The organism is Leptospira venezuelensis (assembly GCF_002150035.1).
Lineage (GTDB): Bacteria > Spirochaetota > Leptospiria > Leptospirales > Leptospiraceae > Leptospira_B > Leptospira_B venezuelensis.
Window position 1 is genome coordinate 467,699 of record NZ_NETS01000010.1, and the last position, 24,841, is coordinate 492,539.

A 24,841-nucleotide genomic window follows, 5' to 3' on the forward strand; every position below is an offset into this window, starting at 1 on the left:
GGTCGAACGGCTTTAAGTCGTTTAACATAAAATTAGGATAAGTCCAAATGAGGATCATTTACCTCACCGATATCCACGACGGACTAAGAGGATTGAAAGAAGTCCTTATAGGAACCGAATGTGACTTGTACCTTTTCTCCGGCGATATTATCTACAAAGCCTTTTTCAATCCAGAACGAATCATAGAATTTGTAACTCTCCAAGAAGATATGTATCGTATCATGGATGATGTCAAAGAAGAGATCAATCCTTACGATTATGCAACTAGAGCGGTACGTTTTCCGGAAAAGTACCTGCCTAACGTTGTTGAAAAGTCCCACGATTACAGAAGGTTATTCCACCAAGCTGCAAAAACGATGAAGGAAAAGTACGAACTCATCGAAATCATTATCCAAAAATATGCAAAAGCACCTGTCTGGCTATTACCAGGAAATTATGATATAGATCTTCAATATTCCGCGTTATACGAAAGAGACCTGCATAGAAAAACTTTCGATATGGGAGGATTAAAATTTGCAGGTTATGGTGGAGCTCCAGTGATCACTTCAGGTATTCCTGAAAAGTTAGCGGTAAAATTCCACGAGTATAATCGTAACGGAAAAAATTACAGTGAACCAGAAGACTTCTTTAAAGAAGAAAATCCAGACGTAGTTGTGATCCATAATCCTGCATATGGATTTTTAGATAAAATCCCCAGTTTCGGAAATGTAGGTTCTCAAGGGATCAGAAGATATTTAGACGATTATTCTCCTGCCTTAGTTGTCTCGGGTCACGTTCATGAAGACCAAGGGATCATAAAAAAAGGGAAAACAGTGTTTTTGAATCCTTCTAATTTTGGACCAGTTGATTCTGTTTTCGGGTTTCAACCTGGGGGCTTCTTCTCTGAAATAGAAATAGAAAACAATCTTGTAAAAAATGTAAAACTGAATAGACTATCGGATCACTCAATTCGCCACCTTTTAGAAGTCGATTGCTCTGGAGACAAGTTAGCCCTTGTCCAGGCAAGCAGCGACTCAGAAGTTCCGGCGGAAGATTTTATCCGATAGTTATGACTCTCCCAAAACTTAGCTCAAACTCCAATATCGTAAAATTTGTAGGTCTAAAAAAGTTTTTTAGATCTCATGAGACTGGAGTATCCAGAGAAAGAATAGAAGATTTCAAAAAATTTAATAAACTCATCAACTACGGAGGAGACGAGGTAGCATTCGATATCTTAGGCTCCTTAAATTTCGGCCAGGCAACTTCTGATTCAGACACAGACATAGTGATGTATACTAGATGTGAAGAAGGCAGAATGGGAGAATGTGGATTAGAAAATTGTTATAAAATTGCGCTTTTCAAGCATATGTTTCTGAACCTGGTTACCTTCGAACATAATTCTCAGGCCTATAAACTAGAAATAGTAGATTGTATCAATTTAAACCAATTGGAAAAAGATATAAAAGATAAAAATGCTGACTCCGCATTACTCATTCGTTTTTGTTTTTATAGATCCATTTGCAGAGGAGTGAACCGTAGACTTCTTCACAAATACGAAAATATGATCGCTGAGAATCTTCCTCTTTGGGAAAAAATTTCTGAATCATTGGAAGAATGTTTCGAAGGAATTATAAAGTCTTCCCAACATACTTACTCATTTCATAAATATGCAGGAAGATTGGCGGACAAGGGAATTAATTTGCCTGGCTCTATGGCAGAGAAAATAAAGGACTATTTAAAACAATGATCACCTTTCTCACCTTAGTTGCTTGTTTGGCGGCCGCTGCGATCTTCTTCCATGTTTTATATACTGTAGATACGAAACGTCTGGATAAAAAAGATTCCAAACGACCGAAAGACAATGATTACGGAAATCCTCGAAAAGTATACGGTGGAAATTGGGACCCGAACGTTCCCCGCCCCAGACTTTGCCCTGTATGTGGTCGATTCTTGGATAAGAACGAATACTTATACGCAGTTCTTTTTGAACCTGCAATTCCCGGAGCAAAACGACAAGCGCGGATTTATGGTTGCCGTTACTGTTACCTAGGATTGGATGATTCAAGTTCGGCTCCAGAGGAGATGATTCAAAATTCTCCTCAACCGAAACCAGTCCAGGATGAAGAACTCGGTCTCTGATAAAAAAAATTCTACCATTTCCCTATCCAGCTCCATCGGAGTTGTTAAAGGTGTCGGACCTAAAAAGCGGGAAGTTTTAGAATCCGTAGGGATCAAAACTATCCAAGATCTTTTAGGATGGTTTCCACGCAGGTACTTAGATCGGAACTTAACGGAAAACATTCTACTCAAACAGGGAGAATCAGTTACATTAATTTTAGAAGTAATCGATTCCTATTTGGCTCATGGAAAAAAATCCAGACTAGTTGTTTCTGCGAAAACGAAAAACAATGAGCCAATCAGTTTAGTTTTCTTCAGGGGTATCCAATTTTTTCGCCGAGTTTTCCAACCAGGAATTCTCGTAGCCGTAACTGGAAAGCTGGAATATTTTAGAGGTTTCCAACTTATGCATCCGGATTACGAAGTTCTATCTTATGGTGGAAATTCGGAAATCTCAGAAGACGATCTTCCTGAGAGTATTCATACAGGCCGCATCATTCCTCTTTATCCTACAACAGAAGCAATGAGAGATGAACATCTCAATTCCAGAGAACTTCGTAAACTAATCCATTTTGCATTAAAACTTTTAGAAGGTAGAATTCAGGAAATTCTTCCTGCACAAGTTGTCAAAAAAAGAAATCTGATGGATCGAGCTCAGGCTTATAATGAGATCCATTTTCCTACTGAAGACGAACAACTAGGGAGAGCAAGGACCAGATTTAAATACGAAGAATTATATTATTTCAATCTTCTGATAGAATACAAACGTTCTCAGAGAGCAAAAATTCATAGAGTTTTGTGGCCCCTTCCTGAGTCCAAAACAGCAAAAGATCTAATTAAAAATTTACCTTTCGAGTTAACACCTGATCAGAAAGCAAGTCTCGCAAAAATTTCAGAATGGACCAAGTCGGATACTCCAGCTGCGATTCTACTGCAAGGAGATGTAGGTTCCGGAAAAACCTTGGTAGCACTGCTCACTGCGCTTAAATACACAGACAACCAGATTCAAGTATGCATGGTGGCCCCTACTGAAATATTAGCCAGACAACATTATCAAACCGTAATGAACTTTTTAGGGAATATGCCTTTCTTACGAATAGAGCTTTTAGTAGGAAAGGAACCTAAAAAAACGAGAGCCGAAAAAATATTCAGGATCAAAACAGGAGAATCACTATTTATCATAGGAACTCATAGTGTTTTCCAAGAAGATGTGATCTTCAAAGACCTAGGACTTGCGATCATAGACGAACAACATAAGTTCGGAGTGGAACAAAGAGAAACATTAAGAGCCAAAGGAAAAAACCCGGATATTCTCGCAATGACTGCCACTCCAATTCCAAGAACACTTTGTCTTACTCTGTATGGAGACTTGGAATTAGTAACCTTAAAAAATCGTCCCGCTGGCAGGATCCCAATCAAAACGTTATGGTTTACTGAAAGCAAAAGAGCCGGAGTTTATAAATCAATCCAAAAGTACGTCTCTCAAGGAAGACAATGTTATATAGTTTATCCGCTGGTAGAAGAATCTGAAAAATCAGATCTTAAATCATGCATAGAAGCATACGAAACATTAAGAAAAGATGTTTTTCCTGAATTCAAAGTAGGACTTCTTCACGGGAAAATGGAAACCTCTGAAAAAGATAGGGTTATGAAATTGTTCCAACAAAATGAGATCCAAATCTTAGTCAGTACAACGGTAATCGAAGTTGGTGTAGACGTTCCAAATGCTTCTGTGATGGTAATAGAACATTCTGATAGATTCGGGATCTCTCAGCTTCACCAGTTAAGAGGCCGAGTAGGTCGGGGAAAACATGAGAGCTTTTGTATCTTAATTTCAGACTCCAAAATTACGGAAGAAGCAAGATATCGCATCCAAGCGTTGGTAGACTCTGACGATGGATTTTTCTTATCCGAAGCTGATCTAAAATTAAGAGGTCCTGGAGAACTTTTAGGTGTTAGACAAAGTGGATTGCCGGACTTTAAGATCGCTGACTTAAGAGAAGACAGTCAATGGATTGAAATTTCTAGAGAAGATGCGAATGAATTCGGGAATTTAGGAGATCTGGAAAAATCGGAAATCGTTTCTAGATTTTCGGAAGGCGCTTTATTGTTTTCGAATTAAGAGGAAGAATTTTCGGCCGACCTATAATTCAGCCGGCCGAAAATCGATGATCTAAAGAACGGATCAGTAGATAAACGGAATAATCGTTGGTCTAGGGTTTAGATCGCAAGTAAAACCACCTAAATCTACAGTGAGCAAGTTAATGATCAATGCTTCGTTTGCACAATCGTCAACATCCGCTTTGTTATAGTATTTATCTTCTTCTACTTTTGCTAATTGAGGAGCAAGAATAGAAAGAACTTCGAAACCGCTTACTGCGGATCCAATAACTGCGCTTGTCAGGATAATACTTTTTGCTTCAGTTCCATCTACTGTGTCCGGATAGGACAGACCAATTGCATCAAATAGAACACAATTAAAAGTTAGGAACAGTGGCAGAAGAAGAGTGATGATTTTTTTCATCCAGGGTTCTCCCAATTTGTTTTTTACAAAAAATTTCCAATTAGAGCTTAACTTCAACCGAATTTCCAAAGTAATGCAATACAAATTTCCAGATTTCAGGACCTAAGTTTGTCATAAAGACCCGGAAATTTCTGTAGTAGCATTTGTGTCTTAAACAAATTGAGACTATCTAGAAAATCCTTTTTCCCCAAGTTACCAAAGGAGAATATGGAATTATGCCGCTGCTATTCCGATGTTTAGTACTTGTTCTGATTTTCTGCAACTTCTACTTATTTTCCCAAACGACAGACGAAACCTACCAAGGTATTTCAGAAACTTCGTACCTGATCGGAGATTTCCCAAAGGAGAAAGCGCTCGTGTCTTTTACGAATCCTGGTGATCCAAGACAATTCTTTCTAAGAAAAGAGACCAAGGCTGCATTTATAAAATTAAAAGAAGAATATAAAAAAGACCATCCCAAAGAAAGACAGGAGCCATTCATAATTTCCGCTCATAGATCTTTTTCGGATCAAAAATCTATCTGGGAAGACAAGTATTCCGGAAAGAAGAAGATGAGAGAATCTATAAAAGGCAAAACTCCTTCTCAGATCATCTCCTTAATCTTAGAATTTTCTAGTGCACCAGGCACCTCCCGTCATCATTGGGGAACCGATATTGATATAAATGCTCTGGAAAATTCCTATTTTGAAAAAGGTGGAAGAGGTGAAATCTTCTATAATTGGATGAAGAAGAACGCTCACAGATTTGGATTCTGCCAGCCTTATTCATCGAAATCTGAAAGAGCTGGGAAAGGTTATAATGAAGAGAAATGGCATTGGTCTTATGCTCCTCTCTCAAATCGATTCCAAAAAGCTTGGGTAGATTCTTATAAAAAAGGGAAATTAAACTTCAAAGGAAAATTCCAGGGATCCGACTTTTTAGGGGACTTACCCCTGGAATATGTAACGGCTATTAATCCGGACTGCGCCAGAATAGATTAAGCATTAGTCGCGTGTTGGAGTTCCAACACGCAAAACTTTTGATTATCTGTGGTTCATTACTCCACGATCACTGTCCCTGAAGAACTTGATGATCTGTAGAACCTCAGGTGGATGACCTGATTCCTTCTCCAATTGATCCAAAGCGGTTCTATAATTCATGCCAGAATGATAGATTGTCTTGTATGCGTTCTTAATTGCTGATCTGGTTTCAGGAGAAAATCCTCCCCTTTTTAAACCTACAGTGTTCAAACCTATAATGGTGCAAGGGTTTCCATCTGCAGTAGCAAAAGGAGGAACGTCTTGGACTACTTTAGAACAACCTGCTATCATCGCATAATCACCCACAAAACAAAATTGGTGAACTGCAACTAAACCGGAAATAAATGCCTTATTACCGACCGTAACGTGTCCTGCCAAAACAAGACCATGAGTTAGAATATTATCATCTCCTAAAATACAGTCATGACCTACGTGTGCATTTCCCATCACATAGTTCCTATTTCCGATAATAGTGGGAGAATCAACCTTAGTCCCCTTGTGAATATTGGAATATTCCTTAAAAGTATTATTATCTCCGATGATTGTTTTGCTCGGAGTGCTCGGATCAAAGCCTAAATCCTGAGGACCGACTCCGATTATTGCTCCATGATGGACTTTGTTGAATTTGCCTAATTTAGTACCTGCGAAAATTCGAGCTCCGGTTTCGATTATGGTTCCTTCGCCGATTACCACATCTTTTTCTATAATTGTATATGCACCGACTTCGACGGACTCATGCAGTTCCGCTTTCGAATCGACGATGGCTGTTGGGTGAATTTTCATTAAGTTTCGCCTCTTAAATCTTCCATAATACGAAAATCGACGTGGATTTTTTATTCAAGCTATAAATAATTGGGGTCGGTAAAGGGTTAAGCGCTTCGTCAAATTTGGGAAGCCGCATACATTTACCAAACGCGGTTCGGGAAGGAGAATTCTATGCTAGTGGATTGGTCTCGTCTAGATTCCCTAAAACAAGGCGATGATGAAGATGATATTATTTGGCTGGAAGAAATGGTACGTTCTTTACGCAAGAATATGAACAGCCGTTTAGAGAATATCAAAACTTTCACTGGTGAAAAGAAAAGCGTAGAACTCCAAGCAGAATTACACCAGACAAAAGGTGTTGCAGCAAATTTCGGACTCGCAGGTGTTCAGAAGAATGTTACTGAGGCTGAACAAAAATTGAAGGAAGGAGACTTAGAAGCTTGTTTAGCTCTTTGTCAGGAACTTCCGAGTCTTTGGGAGCAAACCAAAAAAGAATTAGCTCCCAAATTTCCGGAATAAGTCTGAGAACTAAGACTTATTTTTTCCCCTTACGTTCCAAAAAATAAGAATCTACCTTGTCTGTTAGAGGTTTGATTTTTTCCTCATAGGTTAAAATAGCTTCTACAGTTTTTTCGTATAGGGACATGAGAAGCGCCTGAGCAGCATCACACATCTGTTCTTTCCGGAACTCTTCTACATGTAAAGTTTCAGTAATGGATCCATCCGGATTAAACGGAAGAGAAGCCAATAAATTGGAAACCACGATCTTGTCATCCCCGGCAACATGGCTTGGGTCGAAGATCACAGGAAGAATTGTTTGATTCTTAGCGTGAGTGATCACGTTCAAATCCGGAGTGTTACGGCAATATCCTTCCTTAATAAAAAGAGTTTTCACCCCTCTTTCACAAAGAACTATATTCAAATTTCCTTGATTAGCAATATATTCTGCAGCTGAAAACCACTCTATAGCTTCGTTACCGAAACCTCTTTTTAAGATCACAGGTTTGCCGGTGCGACCCACTGCTTCTAAAAGTTCAAAGTCTTGAGCGTTGCGAGTTCCAATCTGGATCATGTCCGCATGTTTGGAAACTTCTTCAGCCATGGTATGATCCATAACTTCAGTTACGTACGGAAGTCCGGTTTCTTCTTTTACTTGATCAAGTAATTTAATACCGTCCCAGCCCATTCCTCTCCAATCAGTTGGACGAGTCCTAGGTTTGAAAGCTCCACCTCTGAAGATGATACGATCTAAGATTCCGAATTTTTTTCCGATCTCCACCGCTTGTTTTGCGATAGTAACTGTTTGCTCATACGTTTGAGGAGAATCCGGACCAACTAGGAAGATATGTTTTCCAGTTCCAAACTTACGAACGAGTCCATCTTTTCCATGAACTTCCACAATTCGATTCTCACGATGAACTACTTCGCCATTTTTACCGGCAGCCGTACGAGCAATATTTTTATAAGGCAATGATACGTTCCAAATTCTAGTCACACCAGGAAGTTCTTTTACATAACCTTCCTTGTCGGAGATCTTACGGGTATCCCCGATAAAATGAATGGTATCGGATACAACCGCTCCGCGAATAATCTCGGTGGCGTTCCCACATTCGGATGCCAAAGCCTTTATTTTTGCTTCAGTTTCCGGATATCCCTTCTCCAGTTCGACTATGTCCACGTATCTTCCGTCCTATCTTTGTTCGATTTTGCAATCGGGATTGATTCTCTCTCCAGCCTTTACTTCACACACGGAACGTCAAGAAATCCGCAGAGAAAAGAAATTAATGAGAATGTTCCGGCCCAGGAAAACTTCCATTTCTCACTTCCTGAATATAATTTTTGACTGCACCAGAGACATCGTCGTATCCATTCAGGAAAGTTTTTAAGAACTTAGGCTTAAAGCCCTTATTCAATCCAAGAAAATCGTAAATTACTAGGACCTGTCCGTCGGTCGCTGCTCCCGCCCCTATCCCGATCGTAGGAATTGGGACAGATTCTGAAATTTCTTTAGCAAGAGCAGAAGGGATCAGCTCGAAAACAATAGAAAATGCTCCTGCATCAGAGATTCCTTTTGCTTCGCTTATCAATCTAGCCTTATCTTGCTCTGCCTTTCCTTGGATTTTATGTCCTCCGAAAACGTTTACGGATTGAGGAGTAAGGCCTATATGTCCCATAACTGGGATGCCTATCCTTTCTAGTTTATAAATAAGTTCCAGAATTTCGGGACCGCCGCCCTCAAATTTTACTGCGTCACATCCGCTTTCTTTCATTACCTTGCCAGCAGAACGAATGCCTTCTTCTAAGGAAACCTGATAGCTTAGAAATGGAAGGTCCACAACTACGAATGTATTAGGGGCTCCTCTCCTGACTGCTTTTGCATGATAGATCATCTCATCCAATGTCACAGGCAAGGTGGTTGGCTGGCCTTGGTAGACAACTCCGAGAGTGTCCCCTACAAGAATACAATCCACACCGGATTCTTCTAAAATCCTTGCGAACATAAAATCATAACAGGTCAATACTGTTATCTTTTTATCTACAGGCTTTGGCCCTCTGGGAAATATTTTACTAACATCTCTCATGTCATCCCTCCGAAGGATTCCCAAAAGCTTGGATCAGGGAGCCTTCTCCGAGTTCATTTAAAAGTTCTAATATAAAAGGACGTGTAAACAGACTATGATGCGGAAGATGTAAACCCTTCTCATGGACCTTCATATCATCGATGGATAAAATATCTATATCGATAACACGAGGGCCTTTGTCTCTTGTTCGGACCCTTCCCATTTCATTTTCAATTCCGAGTAAAAAATCTAAAAGTTCTTTAGGAGATAGATGAGTAGATATTTGTAGAAGTTGATTTAAGAAGTCAGGTTGATCTGTAACTTCTAGAGCTTCAGTGTTTAAGGCAGTTCCTTTTTTTAGGATCTGTATCTCAGGATGAGCACTGATCTTCTGTATCGCATCTGAAAGATACAATTCACGATCTCCGATATTGGTACCCAAGCAAAGAAACGCGATGTGATTATTTTTATCCATCAATGATTTCCAAATGCACTATGACTTAGACGATAATCGGGGCAATCTAAATGGATTTGTTTTGCCATCTCCATTAGTCTAGAAAAGATCCTACCTTCTGCCTTGTCTTTCCAATCAGAAGGAGGAATATTGGAAGTGAGGATGGTTACTTTCTCTTCTTCATATCTCGTATCAATCAGATCATATAATTGAGAGTTAGCCCAATCGGATTCTTTATTCGCTCCGAAATCATCCAGGACTAAAACTTCGACGTCAGCAAATTGTTTCTTAATAGTTTGCTCCATTCCATGGAGTTCACTTTCTTTCTGATAACTGTCTCGAATGGTAGAAAGAAAGTCACGATTGATCTTTGCATATTTGCATGTCAAACCGTAGCGAAGAATCAGTTCATTCAGAATAGCACAAGCAAGTAGTGTCTTTCCGGAACCAGTTCCGCCCCAAAGATACAGACCTTGTTGTATTCTTTCCCGTTCTTTCCATTTTACTACAATATCATTTGCCCAGTCATGAGCCGCTAAGAAAGAAAGTTCCGTTGTATCCATTCGATCCAAGGTCCTATACTTGTATCTTGCGGGAATCCCAGCCTTCTTCACCAAGTATTCTACCTTGCCCAATTCCATTCTAGCGTTATGACAGACACAAGGTAACATTCTGTTTTGGCTTTCATCGTAGACCATGTACGGAGCTTTACCACCGCAAGGGCAGGACTCACCCACACAGGAACAGAGTAACAAAACTCCGGAGCTAGAATTCTTTACATTCTCCTCCAAAAGAAATCCGACTCCAGCGCAGAATTTACAGCTTGGAGAACCTTCTCTAATCGGGGTTAAATTGTTTAAATTCATGGTCTAGATCCAGACTGAAAAAAAGGAAAGTAATAGAAAGAAAGAAATCTAAGGACCAATCATTTCCTAGGAATTCCTAAAAATCTGCTGACAAGTTCTGCTTTAAGCGAGATCCTGGAGGAGTCTCTGAACGGATTCGGAGAACAAAATTAGCAAAAAATGATAGAATTTCGCTAATGGATAGTGTAAAAAGATCCTCGTTTATGTCCCTTGTATAGGAAAAATGGGAAATTTTTTTTAATCCAGGTTTATATCTAAAGGTCCCTGACCGATAGATAAACAGAAGAAAAGGACTTTGCCGTCCTTTTTCTAAATCCTATCTTTGAAAGAGAAGGCACAGGTGTGAGCACTATGAAGGTGATGAAGACTATATTCGTTCTTCTGGCCGTGGTCGGACTCAACCTCTCCTTGTTCGCACAGAACCAAGGGGGGCAGGATACGACAGATGCCAAGGCGGCAGCTGACAAGATCGACGAACTGCTGAAAGGTGAGCTCGTTCCGGAAGACGACGACAAGAATCTAACGGAAGAAGCTAAGAAACGTAAAAAAGAAATCCAGGAGCAGGAAGCGATCTGGAAGAACCCTGACTTCAAAGGTTACGACAAGAACTTCCAAGAACTCCATCAGCTTTCTAAGGCTTTCGCGAACAACAAGTTCCGCCTGGCCCTGACTAGCTATCAATCCGGAGTTAATACCGTCCTCAAGATGAGGGAAGCTGTTGAGCAGTACCGTAAAGAGGAAGCGGAGAAGAAACGTCTAGACGAGAAATGGTACTGGCAAAAGGTCGACCGTAAAGCTCGCGAGGATCGTGTCGTTTCCCGCCAAAAGTTGGAAGCAAAACAACAAGCATTGAATTATTTCACCAAGGCAATCAACCATTTGGATGAGATCAAGAACCCGGATCTACGTGAACGTGCCGAGTTCAAAAGACTTCTTTCCGATGTATACAGATCTTGGATTGTTACTGAATACGATCTACAAAACTTACCTCAGTGTATTCCTATATTGGAACTCTACATCGAGGTTAATGAAAACGAGAAAGAATACCCAGCTCACAAGTATCTTGCAAGCTGCTACGCTTTCGAGGAAAACATGATCAAGAAATACGGTGGAGCAAGCGAAGACCAGATGTTCAAATTCCGTCACAAGAAAAACATCCACCTTCTACGCGCTACCGAGCTGAAATATGGAAAGGATTCTCCGGAATACAAACACATCGTTGCTTTGATAAACAAAGACGAAGTGATTTCGGTTCGCCCATAATCCTCTCTTTTCATTTCAATGTAGGAAAAAACCCCGGCATTCAAAACCGGGGTTTTTTTATATCTGAATGATGTATGAGATTATTGAAAGATCAGTTTTGCAAGACCCAAGTAAATAGGGAGAACGGAAGCAATAATCACTCCAACCATCCATCTTGTTTGGGAAGCAATCGTCTTGTGAATACTTGCGATTTCCTTATATACTTCTTTGAATTGTTCTTGGATGCCCGCAAAACCTGCATGCATTTCTGCTCTTAGTTCAGCAATTGCAATCCATAACTTTGCGGTTTCTTCTTTAAATTCTAAACGAAGCTTGCCGGTCTCTTCCATAAGTCTTTTTTCAAATCTTTCCGAAACGAATTCTTCCATAAACTTTTTCCCTCCCCAATTGGCTTGATTTATAAGACTGACAAGAGCCTCAGCACCTTCTTCGCCTAAACTGTTCCTAAGTGCCTTGGGAACTAATACTATTGGTTCTATCATACTTAATTCATCCTATATTCGATTTTCAAGCGTCTTGCTTTGGATGAACGGGTCTGAAAGAGGAAAAGTGGTTCACATTTTTTAGAAGATTTAGGTGAACAGTGTCGGAATATTGATTCCAAAAGAAAAATAGAAACACAACAGAATGAAATTCCTTACTGATTCCGGAATTTATTAGCATTTCTCGGTATCAAATCCTAAGTTCGGACGATCCTTTCTGAAAAAGATTGTATTCTATATTCTCACGAAACACCGGGGAAAATCCGGGATCATGTTTAGAGGAGAGAAGAAGAATGGTAGCTCAGACGTTAGAAAGAACGAGCCTCAACCAGAACTCCCAAGCGGAAAAAGTATATGATGTAGTCATCATAGGAACTGGATTTGCTGGGTTATGTATGGGGATCCGATTGAAACAAGCTGGAATAGAATCTTTTGTTATTTTAGAAAAAGGTAATGGGGTTGGAGGAACTTGGAGAGACAATACTTATCCTGGAGCTGCTTGCGATGTTCAGTCACATTTATACTCCTTCTCTTTTGCTCCTAAATCGGACTGGTCCAGACTTTTCGGACCTCAAGAAGAAATCCTAAATTATATGAACCAATGTACAGACAATTTTGGGATCCGTTCTTTTATTCGCACAAACTCAGAAGTGAGTGGTGCCATCTTTGATGAAAAAACAGGTCTATGGGAAATCAATACAGTTGGTGGGAAGTCCTACAAAACGAAATCTGTAGTTAGCGGCACTGGCGGTTTAAGCAGACCAGTTCTTCCAAATATCAAAGGGATAGATACATTTAAGGGTGCAAAATTTCACTCTGCGAAATGGGATCATACCTATAATCTCCAAGGGAAGAAGGTAGCAGTAATCGGAACAGGGGCAAGTGCGATCCAGATTGTTCCGACTATTGCTCCAATTGTAGGAACATTAAAACTTTTCCAAAGAACTCCTGCTTGGATCATCCCAAAACCTGATAGTAATATCTCTGGTCCTGTAAAAGGGATCTTTAAATTCATTCCTCCATTGAGATGGCTGTTCAGAAAAGCGATCTATTGGCTTAATGAAATCGGTGTATTAGCTTTCGCGATCAATCCTAAGCTAATGAAAATTTTCGAAAAGTTCGCTAAAAGTTTTATCAATAAAAGCATCCATAACGAAGAACTTAGAAAAAAATTAACTCCAAATTATACGATCGGATGTAAACGAATCCTTCTTTCCAATGACTACTATCCAGCATTGAACAGAGAAAATGTCGAATTGATTACTGACAGTATTGAGGAAATCACTCCTTCCGGAGTTAAAACAAAAGACGGAGTAGAACATAAGGTAGATGCGATCATCTTTGCCACAGGTTTCCAAGCTGCAGAAGCAGTGTCTCCTTTTGAGATCAGAGGAAGAGGTGGAAAACTTTTAGCAGATGTTTGGGAGGATGGAGCAGAGGCATATTTAGGAACCACAGTTTCCGGTTTTCCGAATATGTTCATGATCGTTGGCCCAAATACAGGATTAGGCCATAGCTCTATGATCCTGATGATTGAATCCCAAGTACAATATGCCCTCCAAGGAATTCGCTATCTACTTAATAAAAACATAAAATTCATAGATGTTCGCAAAGATGTTCAGGATCGTTATAACGAAGAGATCCAAAAGCGTCTAGGCAAATCAGTCTGGTTGACTGGGGGATGTGTAAGCTGGTATAATACGAGTTCTGGTCGAAATACAACTCTTTGGCCAGGATTCACTTTCGAATTTAAAGCCAGGACATTCTTCCTTCGTCCTAAAGATTACGAATTTGTTCGTGCGGATGGAAAGGCAAAAAAACCTGGGATAGGATCTAGAGTTTCTATGGTTTTAGATGCAACCTTTGGTTAAACGATTCGACTAAACTAAAGAGTCCAATACACCAAGATTTCCCGGTTACCATCTCTCCCGGTGATCGGGGAATCTTCCAAACCAATCCGTCTCCCCTTAATCTCATTTTTCAGAAACTTCAAAAAAGAGCGGATCGTTTTCCATCGGATCCAAGGATCTCTCAAAACTCCTTTATCTAAATTTCTAGATTCTGTTTCAAACTGAGGTTTGAATAGACTGACTACATTCCATCGAACGTGAGGATTTTTAATTTTGAGTTCAGAAAGAACAGGCAAAACTATACGAAGAGAAATAAAACTCAAATCCATTACTAGGAAGATCTCATCTGGAAACTTCTTCTCTGTTTTTTCAGCCCATAAAGTAGACAATAATTTCCAACTAGTATCTCTGATATGGAATCGATCTCTAACGGTCACCTTTGGGTTCATCGCAACTTTGGAAGCCATCTGTCCGTAACCAACATCGAAGGCAAAAACTAAACCTGCTCCTTCTTCTAAAAGAACCTGAGTGAATCCTCCGGTAGAAGCTCCCCAATCTATGCAGAGTTTATCTTTAACAGATATATTCCATTTTTCGAATGCAGCCTTAAGTTTGTAGGCTCCCCTACTTACGTATTTGGGAATAATCTCTCTAATTCGGATCTCTGCTGACTCTTCGAATAATGTGCCAACCTTGTCGGACATTCTGTCGTTCACGAGAACTGAACCTGATAAGATCAGACTTCGAGCCTTGGAAATATCTTCAGCCAAACCCTTTTTCAAGAGTAAGTCATCTAGTCTAATTTTTTCTTTTGCCAATGTTAGAAGGAAGAGACTTAAAAAATTCTGGAAATTCAGAAACTTCTATTTTAGAAGAAGAAGTATCCAGATCGGATCCTAATTCTTCCAACTCGAAAACTAGATCTGAAACCATCTGTTTGCAAGTTTCCATTCCATATAAAGAAGGATAAGTGATCTTTCCGGATTTTCCATCTTTACCCGGAGTTTTCCCAAGATCTTCCTTTGTTCCTTCGACATCTAAAATATCATCCGTGATCTGAAATAATAAGCCAAGTTTGGCACCATACATAGAAATCGTTTCTTCTCTTTCTTGGAAATCTTCTCGCAAACGATTTCCCATTAGAAAGGAAGCCTGGATCAATGCTCCGGTTTTCAATTTATGAGTTTTAGAAAGTAATTCTTCTTTCGTTCCAGTTAAAGAAGAAGGATTTCTCTCCAATAATAAATCAAACATTTGTCCGGAGACCATTCCCGCGGCACCAGCACCTTTTGCTAAAGTCCTGACCAAATCCTTATGCAAATTTTTATCGGAAGAATCGATCTGGGTCAGCCAATCAAATGCGTAAGCTTGTAAAGCATCTCCCGCAAGTATGGCTGTTGCTTCTGAAAATTGTTTATGAAGAGAAGGTTTCCCTCTTCTGAAATCATCATCATCCATACTAGGAAGATCATCATGGATTAAACTGTATGTATGAATAAATTCTAAAGCTGCTCCTATTGAAAGGGAATCATTGTTGATCTTTCCAAAAGAAGCAAAGCTTAGAATAGGCCTTAATCTTTTTCCGCCAGCTCTTAAGCTATATTCCATAGCTTCTGCAAGTTCAGGAGCAGATTCTTTTTTAAAAAATGGGTATGCTTCGTTTTCTAAATAATTTTCGAAACGATCTTTGGAACGTTTTAATAATTGAGAAAGTTCGTTTGTTTCCGTTCGATTTGTCATTTTCCGGATTCGACAGTAATCACCACTTTACCGGTTGTATTTCCAGTTTGGAAATGCCGGACTGCTTCTGGAAGATCCACAAAAGGATATACGGAACCGATATGCGGTGGTTCCAAATTTAATTTTAATAATGCCTTTAGATGAACAGTTAGTTCATCAATCTTTTCGTATAACCAGATCAGATTGAATCCCATGACCGCTTTATTCTCAGAAACTATTTCTAATGTATCCACTTTAGGTCTGGTCAAATATCTCCAAGCCAAAGTCAGCCAATTAACTTTATCACCTTGGCTCATAAAAGAAGCGGAACCATAAACAACCATCCGGCCCATCGGCGAAAGCGCATCGTAGCTTGCTTTGAAAATTTTACCACCGATACATTCTAAAACCAAATGTAACTCTCTTCCGCCAAGTGCAGTTTTTAATTCTTCAGGAAAGCGAGAAGATCGAATGATCCAAGCATCGTAACCTTCTTTCTCCAATAGAGAAATTTTTGAATGATTTCCTACAGAACCTAGAGTCCAGGCTCCGAATTTTTTAGCGATACGATTGGCATAAATTCCTACTCCCCCAGCAGCGCTATGTATCAAAACGTTCTGGCCTTTTCGTAAATCTCCTAAAGGAAGAAGAGCGTAATAAGCAGTAAGTCCTTGGACCAAAAATCCTGCTCCTTGTTCAAAACTCCATTTTGATGGGAGTGGAAAAATATATCTAGAATCTATGTTTATATAATCCGCGTATGCTCCAAAGCGGGTCACTCCCATGACCTTATCATTTTTTTTGAAGTTTTTGACCTTCTTCCCAACTGCAATAACCCTACCGGAATATTCCAAACCTGGAATAAAAGATCCCTTCGGTGTTGCACTGTACAAGCCTTGGATAGCGAAAATATCCGCAAAATTCAGGCCAATTGCGCGAATCTCAACTGTGACTTCATTGTCTTGTGGAGGGGGAAGTTCCTCTTCTCTTCTTTCCAGAGAATCTAAAGAACCCTTGGTATCGACTCTATAAACGGAGCGAATCATGTGGGCATTCTGCTCCTTTAATTCCCATCCTAAAAGGAAAAAACGTTTTTTTTTGAGATTTCTTTCCTGAAAGAAAAGAAATCGTCTAAGGTCTGAAAGAATGTATGAAACTGATTTTTCTCTTACAAAAAACAAAACTACTAATGATCTCTATTTGTTTATTTGTTTGGAATTGTAACTTGTCGGATCTTAGGAACCCTGCTTTCCCCATCCAAGAATCCAACCAAAAGAAGGCAAAAGACATTATCTCTGAAATTCAAAACCCGAAGGATTCGAAAGTCTCGATCAGGGGAAAAGATATTTGGGACTCGAGTTTCATTCGCTTATTTACTCCAGTCTCCGAAAATGATCAGAAGTATCGAGCTTGGTTGGATTTAAGTACGGGAGACTTAGATCTAGAACTCATGGGCAAAGAAAGCAAAACTTTCAAAAAAAGGAACAATATAAGTTTCGAAATAACTGATGATGGGAAAGAGATCCAGGCATCCGGGCTAACGTCTATTTATTTAGAATCATTCTCTCTTTATATTCGATTGCCTTTTATTATTTCTAAGTTTCCTATTCTTTCCTACTTAGGGACTCAAAAAATAGATCAGCAAGAATACGATTTAATATTCGTTTCCGAAAGCGAAAACCAGCCCTCAAAAAATAGCGACCAATACGTAGTTTATTTGGATAAGCAAGATAAACGGATTAAATTCATCCAATTCACATATAGAGAAGTTTCTAAAAGTTATATTGGATTTTTGGAATATAGAGGAGAAACCGAAGTAAATGGTGTTTCGATGCCTAGAGAGATTTATATTAGGGAATCTTTAGGATCAAAGGACTTCGTTCATAAAATTGAAATTTCAAGATTAGCCAGAGAATAAGCGGGAGAATTTTACTCCCGCAATCGTATCACTTTTACTTAGAAGGGAAAATTTCTTTCAAAAAGTTTTTCAACTCCAACCAGGAACGTTTGTCTGCTTTTTCATTATAAGCCGCGCCTTTAGAGTTATCATTCCCTGCTTCTTTGATCGTAAAAGAATGAACAGCTCCGCCGTAAGAAACAAACTGCCAATCTACTCCAGCACTTCTCATTTCTTCTTGGAAAGCTGCCACTTCATCTGGTTTTACGAAAGGATCATCTGCTCCATGAAGCGCGAGCACTTTGCCCTTAATATTTTTAGCATCGTCGGCCTTAGGCGTAGATAATCCTCCATGAAAGCTAATAGTACCTCTTAAAGGGGCTCCGCTTCTTGCTAATTCTAAAGCAGCGGTCCCACCAAAACAATATCCCAAAATAGCGAGACTTTTTTGGTCTACGCTGGATCGAGATTTCAATGTGTCTAACGCTGCCAGTCCTCGGGCTCTTAAAAGTTTGCGATCTCCTTCTCTAAAGGAAGCAGCCAATTTGGACGCTTCTTCCATAGATTTAGGGCGCACTCCCTTACCATAAATGTCTGCTGCAAAGGCTACGTAACCTAACTCAGCGAGTTGTTCTGCTCTTGCTTTTGTATTCTCTCCTAAGCCCATCCAGTCATGGACAAGTACGATACCTGGAGCTTTTTTAGCTCCTTCCGGATAAGCAACAAAACCTTCTAAGACTGTGTCACCTTGTTTGTATTCTACGATTTCTGATTTAACCTTTGCAGATAAAACATTCGTCGCTAAAAGAAACGTTATACTGAACCAAATGATTTTTTTCATTCTTCTATATTCCTCGGGAATTCCCGTTTGAAAAATAAATTTGATATTAGACTGATCTGAAATTTAAAGCGAAAAAACTTAGAATCAAAAATAAACTACTCTGAGATCTAGCCCACCATGAGTAATGTGAACAGTTTGTAATTTAGAATGAATTGCTTTCAAAAAAGACGACCAGGTCTCCTCATCAGGACAAAGAACAAATCCGGATACTTCTCCTGGAAGTTCCCACCAAACCTTTAAAGTTTCTGCGATACGTTTGTATAATCCAAGGTCTGAACCTTTTTGGATCCGTAAACCATAAGGAGGATTGAGAGGCATCCAGATCTTTTTCGGTTTGCCTGCGGATTCCCAGATTTCTTTAGGAGATAAAGAGAAGAAGTCCCCTTCTTTCCCGATAAACCGATTTTCGGGACTCAGAGGAAATTGCTTTATGAATTTCTGATATTCCTCTCTTCTTTCGTTTAGATAGGAGAAGACTTCCGGTTCTGAATCGTTGTACCAGAATGTGAATTTTCTAACTTCTTCTTCCGGGCCGATCTTACGCTTTAAAAATTCCCAACTAGGTGCTGGAAATTCTTTCATCTCTTGGAACATATAGTTCCGATCCAGATGAGGAAATCCCAATTTAAAAAGTGAAGAAGCAGACTCCCAAATGAAAGTTCCTGAACCAGCAAAAGGCACAAAAACCGCATCAGGTTCCGGCATATTCTTCTTTAGTAAATGTAAAAGAAAAGCAGCAGTATCTTCCCTGACTGGAGCGGATTTAGATAGGGGTTTAAAATTTCCCCTTTGAAAAATGGGAGCGCCTGCTAAACTCAAAGAAAGAATGATATTATCTCCAAGAGCAAGTGCGTTCAGTTCTGTATTTTTAGAATCAGAATCGCCAGATGAAGAATAAGATTCTTCCCAAAAGGAATATAATTCTTCTCTGGAAATTTCTTTTCTTCCCCTCACTTGAGGATGGAAGTTTATCCCCCAACCTTCCGGTAAAATTTCGTTCTGTCTTAAAGATTCTATCAGACCGGAGAAGTGAAATTTTTCATCCAAAGGAAACTTACCCAGATTTAAACGAAAATCTCTAATCCAAGGAATTCTGATCAAAACTTCTAATGCTTGGCGAAAATTCGTTTTTTCTAATACAAACTTCTCCGGAAAAACCTTAAACTCAGGAGTATGGTTTCTAGGAAGAAATGGATCGGAAACGATTTGAGAAAGTAAAGTTTCCGTTTCTCTGGCAGAACCTGGAGGAACTAAAAATTCCCATCTAAGAGGTTTGCCAGATTTAAACTTGGAGATTTTCCAATCCATAGAGATATTCTTTTAAAATCGATTCTCCAGGAAAGGAAAAAGTCCCGGATCCTTTTCACTTAGAACTTAAAGCGGAGACTCCTGCTCTAGCCACTTGTCCATCCTGAGTGGACTGAGCACCTGAAACTCCGATCGCTCCGATAATTTTTCCGTCCAGAAGGATCAACTCTCCTCCTTCTAATGGAAAGACTCCTGGAACAGCTAAAAGCCTGAGACCAATTCCTCCTTTTTCAATCGCTTCTTCTAATGCGCGGCTTGGTCTTTTAAAATTGTTGGCCGTTGCAGCTTTGCCCTTAGCGATATCAATGGAACCTATTTGGGTATTATCCATCCTTTGGAGTAATACCAAATTTCCTCCTGTATCAACGACTGCGATCGCCATATTCCATTGGTTTTTCTTTGCTTCAGTTTCCGCAGCGGCGATGACCTTTTTGGCCTGTTCCAAATTAATATTAGGTCCATAACTTAAAGGTTGGCCTTGGGAAGGTAAAATAATCCCGAAGAATAAAAAGCAGAATGCCAAAAACTTAGGGAATAGATTTACAAATATTGAATGTTTTCTTTTCAAAAGAATTCTCCTTAAACGCAAAAACGCACTTTCTGATTTCTCAAAAAGGGATATAGGAATTAGATTTTGGATTTTTGTCTTGGGCCGATCCGGTGAATGCAAGACTGAAGCGAAGGTAGGACAAAAAACAAAACTGTTTTTTGTAAAAAGGAGCTACCGAAAGACTTCGGTAACTCCTTAAAGTTTGGAGCGAAAAAATCTATCTGTCAATTAAAAAGCAGATCTTTCCACATTTCTAAATTTAGAATTCTGGAGAAACGAACTTGGCTTGGCCGGCACGAGGACGGATCACAAATCTATATTTGCGTTTCGCGATTTGTTCCGGGTTATACCAACGAACTTGGTAAACTGCCATTCCTTTTCCGGAGTTAGAAGTTTTTCTGACTTCTATATCAACTCCCTTATCGTCTACTGGCTCTCCTTCATGTGTTAATTCTTTCCAATCAGAAGTGCCTTCTTTGTATTCAATTGAAACCAAAGATTCATGTAGGGAAATTTCAGAACGACCTACATCTTTATAACGGAAGACCCAATGTTTTTCCAGGTTTTCTTCTGCTAAGATTAGCTCGGGAGAATCTACCAATTCTCTTACACCTTCTGATTTTTCAGTTTCGGGAAAACGATCGGAGCGATCCAATTCGTAATTCCAAGATGCAGGGAAAGATTCTTTTCCTCCAGAAGCAGGAAGATTTTTGGTCAGGTCAGCAAGATGCGCCTGCAAGAACGGTTGGGTACCTGGTCCATAAAGAGTATGGCCACCTTCATAATGTTGGCGCGTATATTCTTCAGGCGTAGTTACATAACCGAAGTATCCATTTGCACAACTGATCACGGATGCATTTTTGATCGGTTGAGAACTGGATTTTAATGCTTCGTCCACGAATCTTTTTCCGGACTCTTTAGTAACTTCGAAAGGAACCGGAAGAAGAAGTGTATCTGCGATTTTCACAGATTGCAAAAGAAGTTTATGAGGAAATTTGGATTTAGGAAGAACGATAGGTTGCAGATATTTAAAACCTACTATTCTTTTATGACCTTGGCAACCGCCTGTCAAAAACCAACGAGGCCAACCTTCTGCAAAGAATGGAAGCCAGTTCAGAACTGGAGTAAGTCCGTCTTCTGCTCCACCTGTTAATGCAGTTCCTACATAAGGACGATCGCAAACTTCTGCATCACCTATCTTTTGGTTTTCATAGAGATCCACTTCTCTTGTATTAAAAGAAAGGTTTGCATCCGTGCTTAAAGAATTTTGCAGGGAATCGAAAAGTCTTGCAGCTTCTGCTCCAATTGCTTCTCCAATCCTTCTGGATTCGATGAATCCTTGCATGTCTTCACGATAATCAGGAGAGTTATCTCCGTGAGTGGAATTGTTTAGTGCATGGATCGGATCCCAGCTTGGTTTAAAATCTTTACGGATCTTCTTCTCTAAAATTCTAGTTGGATAAGCAAACACGTCTGCATTCGCTACATCATTTGAATCAGGTACGGTAGTTCCGTGAACTGAGAATGTAGAGAATGCTCCAAGAGGCTTGTATCTTCCGTCTTTGTCTTGTGCATCAATACGTATCATTACTAGATCAGGATTGATTGCTTGGTATTGGATTTCCGGTTTTAATTCTTCGAATCCGGAGTTTTTATTAGCACGATATGCATCTAAGGACCTGTTTCTGGTAAGTCCCCAAATAGCAGTTTTTCCTGAAGCGATCTTAGCAGGTTTTGCGGACTTGTAAGCTTCTTCTACTCCGCTAGTCAAACGATCCAATACGAAATCAGTCCAGCCCTTATCGAATCCAGGTTTGTTAGAAGCAAACTCGTTGTAAAAATTATTATCGTAGAAGTTAGCAGGAGCCGAGTGAGTGTGAGTTCCAGCGAATACGATCCCACCAAAGGAAATATCCGTCTTGGATGCCAAACGTTCTGCAAGCAAGTGATGGATCAAAAGAGATCCGGACAAAAGATCACTTTGGATAAGAACTACAGGTTCATTTGCATCTTTTTTAATATAGAAAATTCTAGCGTAAAGACGAGTACGGAAACCTTTTTCGGTTTCAGCCATTTTAGAATAACCTGCTAGAGGTAAACCAGGAGGAGGAGTTAAATCCACTTTCGAAATTCCAGCAACCAGACCTCTGGTTTTGGAAGCGACTTCCGGTTTTTTATACGCGATCTTATACTCAGCGACGGTTCCGCAAGATAAAGCGGAAAAGATCAGAAGGATCGAAACTAGATACGGTTGTATTTTCTTCACAATTTGATTCGGGTTCATTCCCCCTCCGGGAATTCTATGGTTTTTTAGCCTCTACTTGCTATCAGAAGTGTAAGTTCTTAGCAAGAATTTTCGGATAACAGTTATGATATCAATCCGTCTTACAAACCAATTATATTCCCCAAAAATAGCTCGGATTTTTGACCCTCTTATTAGTTTGAGACAAAATAAGAAATGCAGATAGGAAATCTTCTATGTCCCGACCGGGCTTTTTACAAAGACTTAAATTTCATTTTTTCAATTTCTATCCACCCTACTTCGGAGCGGGTATCAAGGTGAGGGCTTTAAACAAAGACAGGACCTTATTCTCCACCACAATGAAACTCACATCTTTTAATAAGAATTATGTGGGAACACAATTCGGAGGATCTCTCTACTCCATGTGCGATCCATTTTATATGCTGATCCTAATGGAACATCTAGGGTCCGGATATTTGGTTTGGGACAAAGCAGCTACGATAAGATTTATCAAACCAGGAGAAGGTACCGTAAGAGCAGAGTTCCATATCCCTAAGGAAAAAATCCAAGAGATCAAAGAAGAAACAGATCGCAAAAGAAAAATGGACGTTACCTTCACAGCTCAAGTTGTTGATGTAAAAACAGGTAAGGTTGTGGCAGAAGTAGACAAAGTAATCTATGTCAGAAAAAAATTGAAAGAGTAAGATCCGAAAGTTTACCGCCCAAATTTCGTCAGAAGGACTTTGTTGGAGTTCCTACATCCCCTGGAACCTTCGTCTCGAATCATTCTAAAGAAAGTCCTTTAAATCTTTTTTCAGGGGGCCTAAAATTGTTTTTCCCTAGGGACTACGATGAAATGATGGCCCCAAACGCTTATGTCCCAATGGAAAACCACACCTCTGCATGAGGAGCATAAACTTTTAGGTGCTAAGATGATCCCTTTCGGCGGTTGGGACATGCCTGTTCAATATTCAGGAATCATCGCAGAGCACACTGCGACCAGAGAGGCTGCCGGCCTATTCGATGTTTCTCATATGGGAGAAATTTTTGTCGAAGGCCAAGCAGATATCATACTCGGTTTCCTCGAATCAGTTACCTGCAATTCTGTTTCTTCCTTAACAAATGGACAAGTGCAGTATAACGCAATCATCAATGAGAATGGCGGACTGGTAGACGATATCACTCTCTATAAGTTCAACGATCAGAAATATATGATCTGTGCGAACGCTTCCAATGTGGATTCAGTTTACGAGTATCTTAAAAAATATGTTCCAAGTTCTGTAAAATTAGAGAATCAAAGTGCCTCTTGGCATCAAATTGCTATCCAAGGTCCAAAAGCGGATTCTATTCTTTCTTCTTATTTTAAATCGGATCTAAGCCATATCGGATATTATAAATTCGTGTTATTCCCTTTTTCAGGAGAGGAGATCATTCTTTCCAGGACTGGTTATACTGGAGAAGACGGATTCGAAATTTACAGCTCTAATACCACAGGTGTAAAAATTTGGAAGGAACTACTAGAGTTTGGAAAAAACCAAGGACTTCTTCCTGTAGGCTTAGGTGCAAGAGACACACTCAGGATCGAAGCAAAATATCCTCTTTATGGTCATGAGTTGGACGAAAACAGAAGTCCAAATCAATCCGGGATAGGCTGGATCGTAAAAGAAAAGAAAACTCCTTATCCAAAATACGAACAAATTATCTCCGAAAAAAAAGAAGGGCCTAAAAGAAAGATCGTGGCCTTCGAACTGCAAGAAGCAGGAGTTCCTAGAGAAAATATGCCTGTATTAGATTCGAACGGCAAAAATATCGGGATCACAACTTCTGGTACCTTCTCCCCTTCCTTAAAAAAAGGAATAGGGCTGGCTCTCGTGGATTCAGAAAAGATCCAACATGGAGAATCGATCCAAATCGAGATCAGAGGACAGGCAAAGTCCGCAATTATATTCACCCAATCTTTCATTCCGGGAAGCATTCGGAAAAATTAAACTAAGGATTTTCAAATGGCAGTAACTAACGCACCTCCGGGCTATAAGTTCACAGAAAAACATGAATGGGTAAAGGTAGAAGGCGATACCGCATTGATCGGGATCTCTGACTATGCTCAAGCGGCACTCGGAGACATCGTTTTTGTGGACCTTCCTAAAGTAGGAAAATCTATCAAACAACTAGATACATTCGGAACGATAGAATCTGTAAAAGCAGCAGAAGATTTATACGCTCCAATCAGCGGAGAAGTAGTCGAAGTTAATGGAAACCTTTCCAAAAACCCAGCTGCAGTGAATTCAGATCCTTTCGGATCTTGGATGATCAGAGTTAAAGGGATCAATTCTTCAGAATTGGAGAAATTATTAGATCCCGAATCTTACAGAGAATTAGTAAGCAAACTGGATTAGGAAAATA

General features: G+C 39.7%; 26 protein-coding genes. 12 read left to right on the forward strand and 14 right to left on the reverse strand.

Annotation, left to right across the window (positions count from 1 at the left end; translation table 11 throughout):
• Nucleotides 1–47 precede the first annotated feature (47 nt).
• Genes B1C82_RS09335 through recG form a run of 4 tightly spaced genes read left to right on the forward strand, consistent with a single transcriptional unit; the run spans nt 48 to nt 4,219 of the window.
• Complete coding sequence (locus B1C82_RS09335; protein ID WP_086447325.1) at nt 48–1,046, forward strand: metallophosphoesterase family protein; 999 nt, start codon at nt 48–50, stop codon at nt 1,044–1,046.
• A gap of 2 nt (nt 1,047–1,048) precedes the next feature.
• Nucleotides 1,049–1,726, forward strand: coding sequence for a hypothetical protein (locus tag B1C82_RS09340; RefSeq protein WP_086447326.1), 678 nt, complete (start codon nt 1,049–1,051; stop codon nt 1,724–1,726).
• Entirely contained in the window at nt 1,723–2,118 is a 396-nt protein-coding gene (locus B1C82_RS09345; protein WP_086447327.1) for a hypothetical protein, read from the forward strand. The genes B1C82_RS09340 and B1C82_RS09345 overlap by 4 nt, the downstream gene beginning before the upstream one ends.
• Nucleotides 2,099–4,219, forward strand: coding sequence for an ATP-dependent DNA helicase RecG (gene recG / locus B1C82_RS09350; RefSeq protein ID WP_086447328.1), 2,121 nt, complete (start codon nt 2,099–2,101; stop codon nt 4,217–4,219). Before B1C82_RS09345 ends, recG begins: the two co-directional genes overlap by 20 nt.
• A 63-nt stretch (nt 4,220–4,282) precedes the next feature.
• Here the strand turns inward: recG and B1C82_RS09355 are convergent, their stop codons facing one another.
• A complete protein-coding gene (locus B1C82_RS09355) occupies nt 4,283–4,621 on the reverse strand; it encodes a TIGR04452 family lipoprotein (RefSeq protein WP_086448542.1) in 339 nt (112 codons plus the stop codon).
• A gap of 215 nt (nt 4,622–4,836) precedes the next feature.
• Between B1C82_RS09355 and B1C82_RS09360 the strand changes: the two genes are divergently transcribed.
• Nucleotides 4,837–5,601, forward strand: coding sequence for a M15 family metallopeptidase (locus B1C82_RS09360; protein WP_086447329.1), 765 nt, complete (start codon nt 4,837–4,839; stop codon nt 5,599–5,601).
• 42 nt (nt 5,602–5,643) lie between these two features.
• Here B1C82_RS09360 and lpxA read toward each other — a convergent pair whose 3' ends face one another.
• Nucleotides 5,644–6,423 (reverse strand): acyl-ACP--UDP-N-acetylglucosamine O-acyltransferase, encoded by a 780-nt coding sequence (gene lpxA / locus B1C82_RS09365; protein ID WP_086447330.1) that lies wholly within the window; start codon nt 6,421–6,423, stop codon nt 5,644–5,646.
• A 153-nt stretch (nt 6,424–6,576) separates the two neighbouring features.
• Between lpxA and B1C82_RS09370 the strand changes: the two genes are divergently transcribed.
• Nucleotides 6,577–6,924: an Hpt domain-containing protein gene (locus B1C82_RS09370; RefSeq protein WP_086447331.1), complete on the forward strand. Its 348-nt coding sequence runs from the start codon at nt 6,577–6,579 to the stop codon at nt 6,922–6,924.
• A 16-nt stretch (nt 6,925–6,940) separates the two neighbouring features.
• Here the strand turns inward: B1C82_RS09370 and B1C82_RS09375 are convergent, their stop codons facing one another.
• From B1C82_RS09375 to zapE, 4 genes are all read right to left on the reverse strand, one after another.
• Entirely contained in the window at nt 6,941–8,083 is a 1,143-nt protein-coding gene (locus B1C82_RS09375; RefSeq protein WP_086447332.1) for an N-acetylneuraminate synthase family protein, read from the reverse strand.
• 103 nt (nt 8,084–8,186) lie between these two features.
• On the reverse strand, nt 8,187–8,987 hold the full coding sequence (gene panB / locus B1C82_RS09380; RefSeq protein ID WP_086447333.1) for a 3-methyl-2-oxobutanoate hydroxymethyltransferase: 801 nt from the start codon (nt 8,985–8,987) through the stop codon (nt 8,187–8,189).
• 1 nt (nt 8,988) lies between these two features.
• Nucleotides 8,989–9,441 (reverse strand): 2-amino-4-hydroxy-6-hydroxymethyldihydropteridine diphosphokinase, encoded by a 453-nt coding sequence (gene folK / locus B1C82_RS09385; RefSeq protein ID WP_086447334.1) that lies wholly within the window; start codon nt 9,439–9,441, stop codon nt 8,989–8,991.
• A complete protein-coding gene (zapE, locus tag B1C82_RS09390) occupies nt 9,441–10,286 on the reverse strand; it encodes an AFG1/ZapE family ATPase (RefSeq protein ID WP_086447335.1) in 846 nt (281 codons plus the stop codon). The genes folK and zapE overlap by 1 nt, the downstream gene beginning before the upstream one ends.
• Nucleotides 10,287–10,637: 351 nt before the next feature.
• Here zapE and fcpA point away from each other — a divergent pair, with 351 nt between their 5' ends.
• On the forward strand, nt 10,638–11,549 hold the full coding sequence (gene fcpA, locus B1C82_RS09395) for a flagellar coiling protein FcpA (protein ID WP_008589523.1): 912 nt from the start codon (nt 10,638–10,640) through the stop codon (nt 11,547–11,549).
• Nucleotides 11,550–11,629: 80 nt separating this feature from the next.
• Here fcpA and B1C82_RS09400 read toward each other — a convergent pair whose 3' ends face one another.
• Complete coding sequence (locus B1C82_RS09400) at nt 11,630–12,031, reverse strand: LA_3696 family protein (protein WP_086447336.1); 402 nt, start codon at nt 12,029–12,031, stop codon at nt 11,630–11,632.
• A gap of 293 nt (nt 12,032–12,324) precedes the next feature.
• Between B1C82_RS09400 and B1C82_RS09405 the strand changes: the two genes are divergently transcribed.
• Nucleotides 12,325–13,902 (forward strand): flavin-containing monooxygenase, encoded by a 1,578-nt coding sequence (locus tag B1C82_RS09405; RefSeq protein ID WP_086447337.1) that lies wholly within the window; start codon nt 12,325–12,327, stop codon nt 13,900–13,902.
• 14 nt (nt 13,903–13,916) lie between these two features.
• Here the strand turns inward: B1C82_RS09405 and B1C82_RS09410 are convergent, their stop codons facing one another.
• Genes B1C82_RS09410 through B1C82_RS09420 form a run of 3 tightly spaced genes read right to left on the reverse strand, consistent with a single transcriptional unit; the run spans nt 13,917 to nt 16,646 of the window.
• The gene (locus tag B1C82_RS09410; protein ID WP_086447338.1) at nt 13,917–14,699 is read right to left on the reverse strand and encodes a TlyA family RNA methyltransferase; all 783 of its coding nucleotides are present in this window, start codon (nt 14,697–14,699) and stop codon (nt 13,917–13,919) included.
• Nucleotides 14,680–15,621, reverse strand: coding sequence for a polyprenyl synthetase family protein (locus B1C82_RS09415; RefSeq protein ID WP_086447339.1), 942 nt, complete (start codon nt 15,619–15,621; stop codon nt 14,680–14,682). Before B1C82_RS09415 ends, B1C82_RS09410 begins: the two co-directional genes overlap by 20 nt.
• The gene (locus B1C82_RS09420; protein WP_086448543.1) at nt 15,618–16,646 is read right to left on the reverse strand and encodes a synaptic vesicle VAT-1 family membrane protein; all 1,029 of its coding nucleotides are present in this window, start codon (nt 16,644–16,646) and stop codon (nt 15,618–15,620) included. The genes B1C82_RS09415 and B1C82_RS09420 overlap by 4 nt, the downstream gene beginning before the upstream one ends.
• 104 nt (nt 16,647–16,750) lie before the next feature.
• Here B1C82_RS09420 and B1C82_RS09425 point away from each other — a divergent pair, with 104 nt between their 5' ends.
• Nucleotides 16,751–17,518, forward strand: a complete 768-nt coding sequence (locus B1C82_RS09425; RefSeq protein ID WP_086447340.1) for an LBF_0142 family lipoprotein — start codon at nt 16,751–16,753, stop codon at nt 17,516–17,518.
• A gap of 34 nt (nt 17,519–17,552) precedes the next feature.
• Here B1C82_RS09425 and B1C82_RS09430 read toward each other — a convergent pair whose 3' ends face one another.
• The 4 genes from B1C82_RS09430 to B1C82_RS09445 all read right to left on the reverse strand — a co-directional run bounded on the left by B1C82_RS09430 (nt 17,553) and on the right by B1C82_RS09445 (nt 22,480).
• Nucleotides 17,553–18,338: a dienelactone hydrolase family protein gene (locus B1C82_RS09430; protein WP_086447341.1), complete on the reverse strand. Its 786-nt coding sequence runs from the start codon at nt 18,336–18,338 to the stop codon at nt 17,553–17,555.
• Between the two features lie 84 nt (nt 18,339–18,422).
• Nucleotides 18,423–19,646, reverse strand: a complete 1,224-nt coding sequence (locus B1C82_RS09435) for a hypothetical protein (protein ID WP_086447342.1) — start codon at nt 19,644–19,646, stop codon at nt 18,423–18,425.
• A 55-nt stretch (nt 19,647–19,701) separates the two neighbouring features.
• Nucleotides 19,702–20,214: a GlcG/HbpS family heme-binding protein gene (locus B1C82_RS09440; protein WP_086447343.1), complete on the reverse strand. Its 513-nt coding sequence runs from the start codon at nt 20,212–20,214 to the stop codon at nt 19,702–19,704.
• A 241-nt stretch (nt 20,215–20,455) separates the two neighbouring features.
• Nucleotides 20,456–22,480 carry a neutral/alkaline non-lysosomal ceramidase N-terminal domain-containing protein gene (locus B1C82_RS09445; RefSeq protein ID WP_086447344.1) on the reverse strand — a complete coding sequence of 675 codons (2,025 nt, stop codon included), beginning with the start codon at nt 22,478–22,480 and terminating at the stop codon, nt 20,456–20,458.
• Nucleotides 22,481–22,674: 194 nt separating this feature from the next.
• Between B1C82_RS09445 and B1C82_RS09450 the strand changes: the two genes are divergently transcribed.
• The 3 genes from B1C82_RS09450 to gcvH all read left to right on the forward strand — a co-directional run bounded on the left by B1C82_RS09450 (nt 22,675) and on the right by gcvH (nt 24,834).
• Nucleotides 22,675–23,142, forward strand: coding sequence for a YiiD C-terminal domain-containing protein (locus B1C82_RS09450; protein ID WP_086447345.1), 468 nt, complete (start codon nt 22,675–22,677; stop codon nt 23,140–23,142).
• A gap of 171 nt (nt 23,143–23,313) precedes the next feature.
• The gene (gene gcvT / locus B1C82_RS09455; protein WP_086447346.1) at nt 23,314–24,426 is read left to right on the forward strand and encodes a glycine cleavage system aminomethyltransferase GcvT; all 1,113 of its coding nucleotides are present in this window, start codon (nt 23,314–23,316) and stop codon (nt 24,424–24,426) included.
• A gap of 15 nt (nt 24,427–24,441) precedes the next feature.
• Nucleotides 24,442–24,834: a glycine cleavage system protein GcvH gene (gene gcvH, locus B1C82_RS09460; protein WP_086447347.1), complete on the forward strand. Its 393-nt coding sequence runs from the start codon at nt 24,442–24,444 to the stop codon at nt 24,832–24,834.
• Nucleotides 24,835–24,841: the final 7 nt, after the last annotated feature.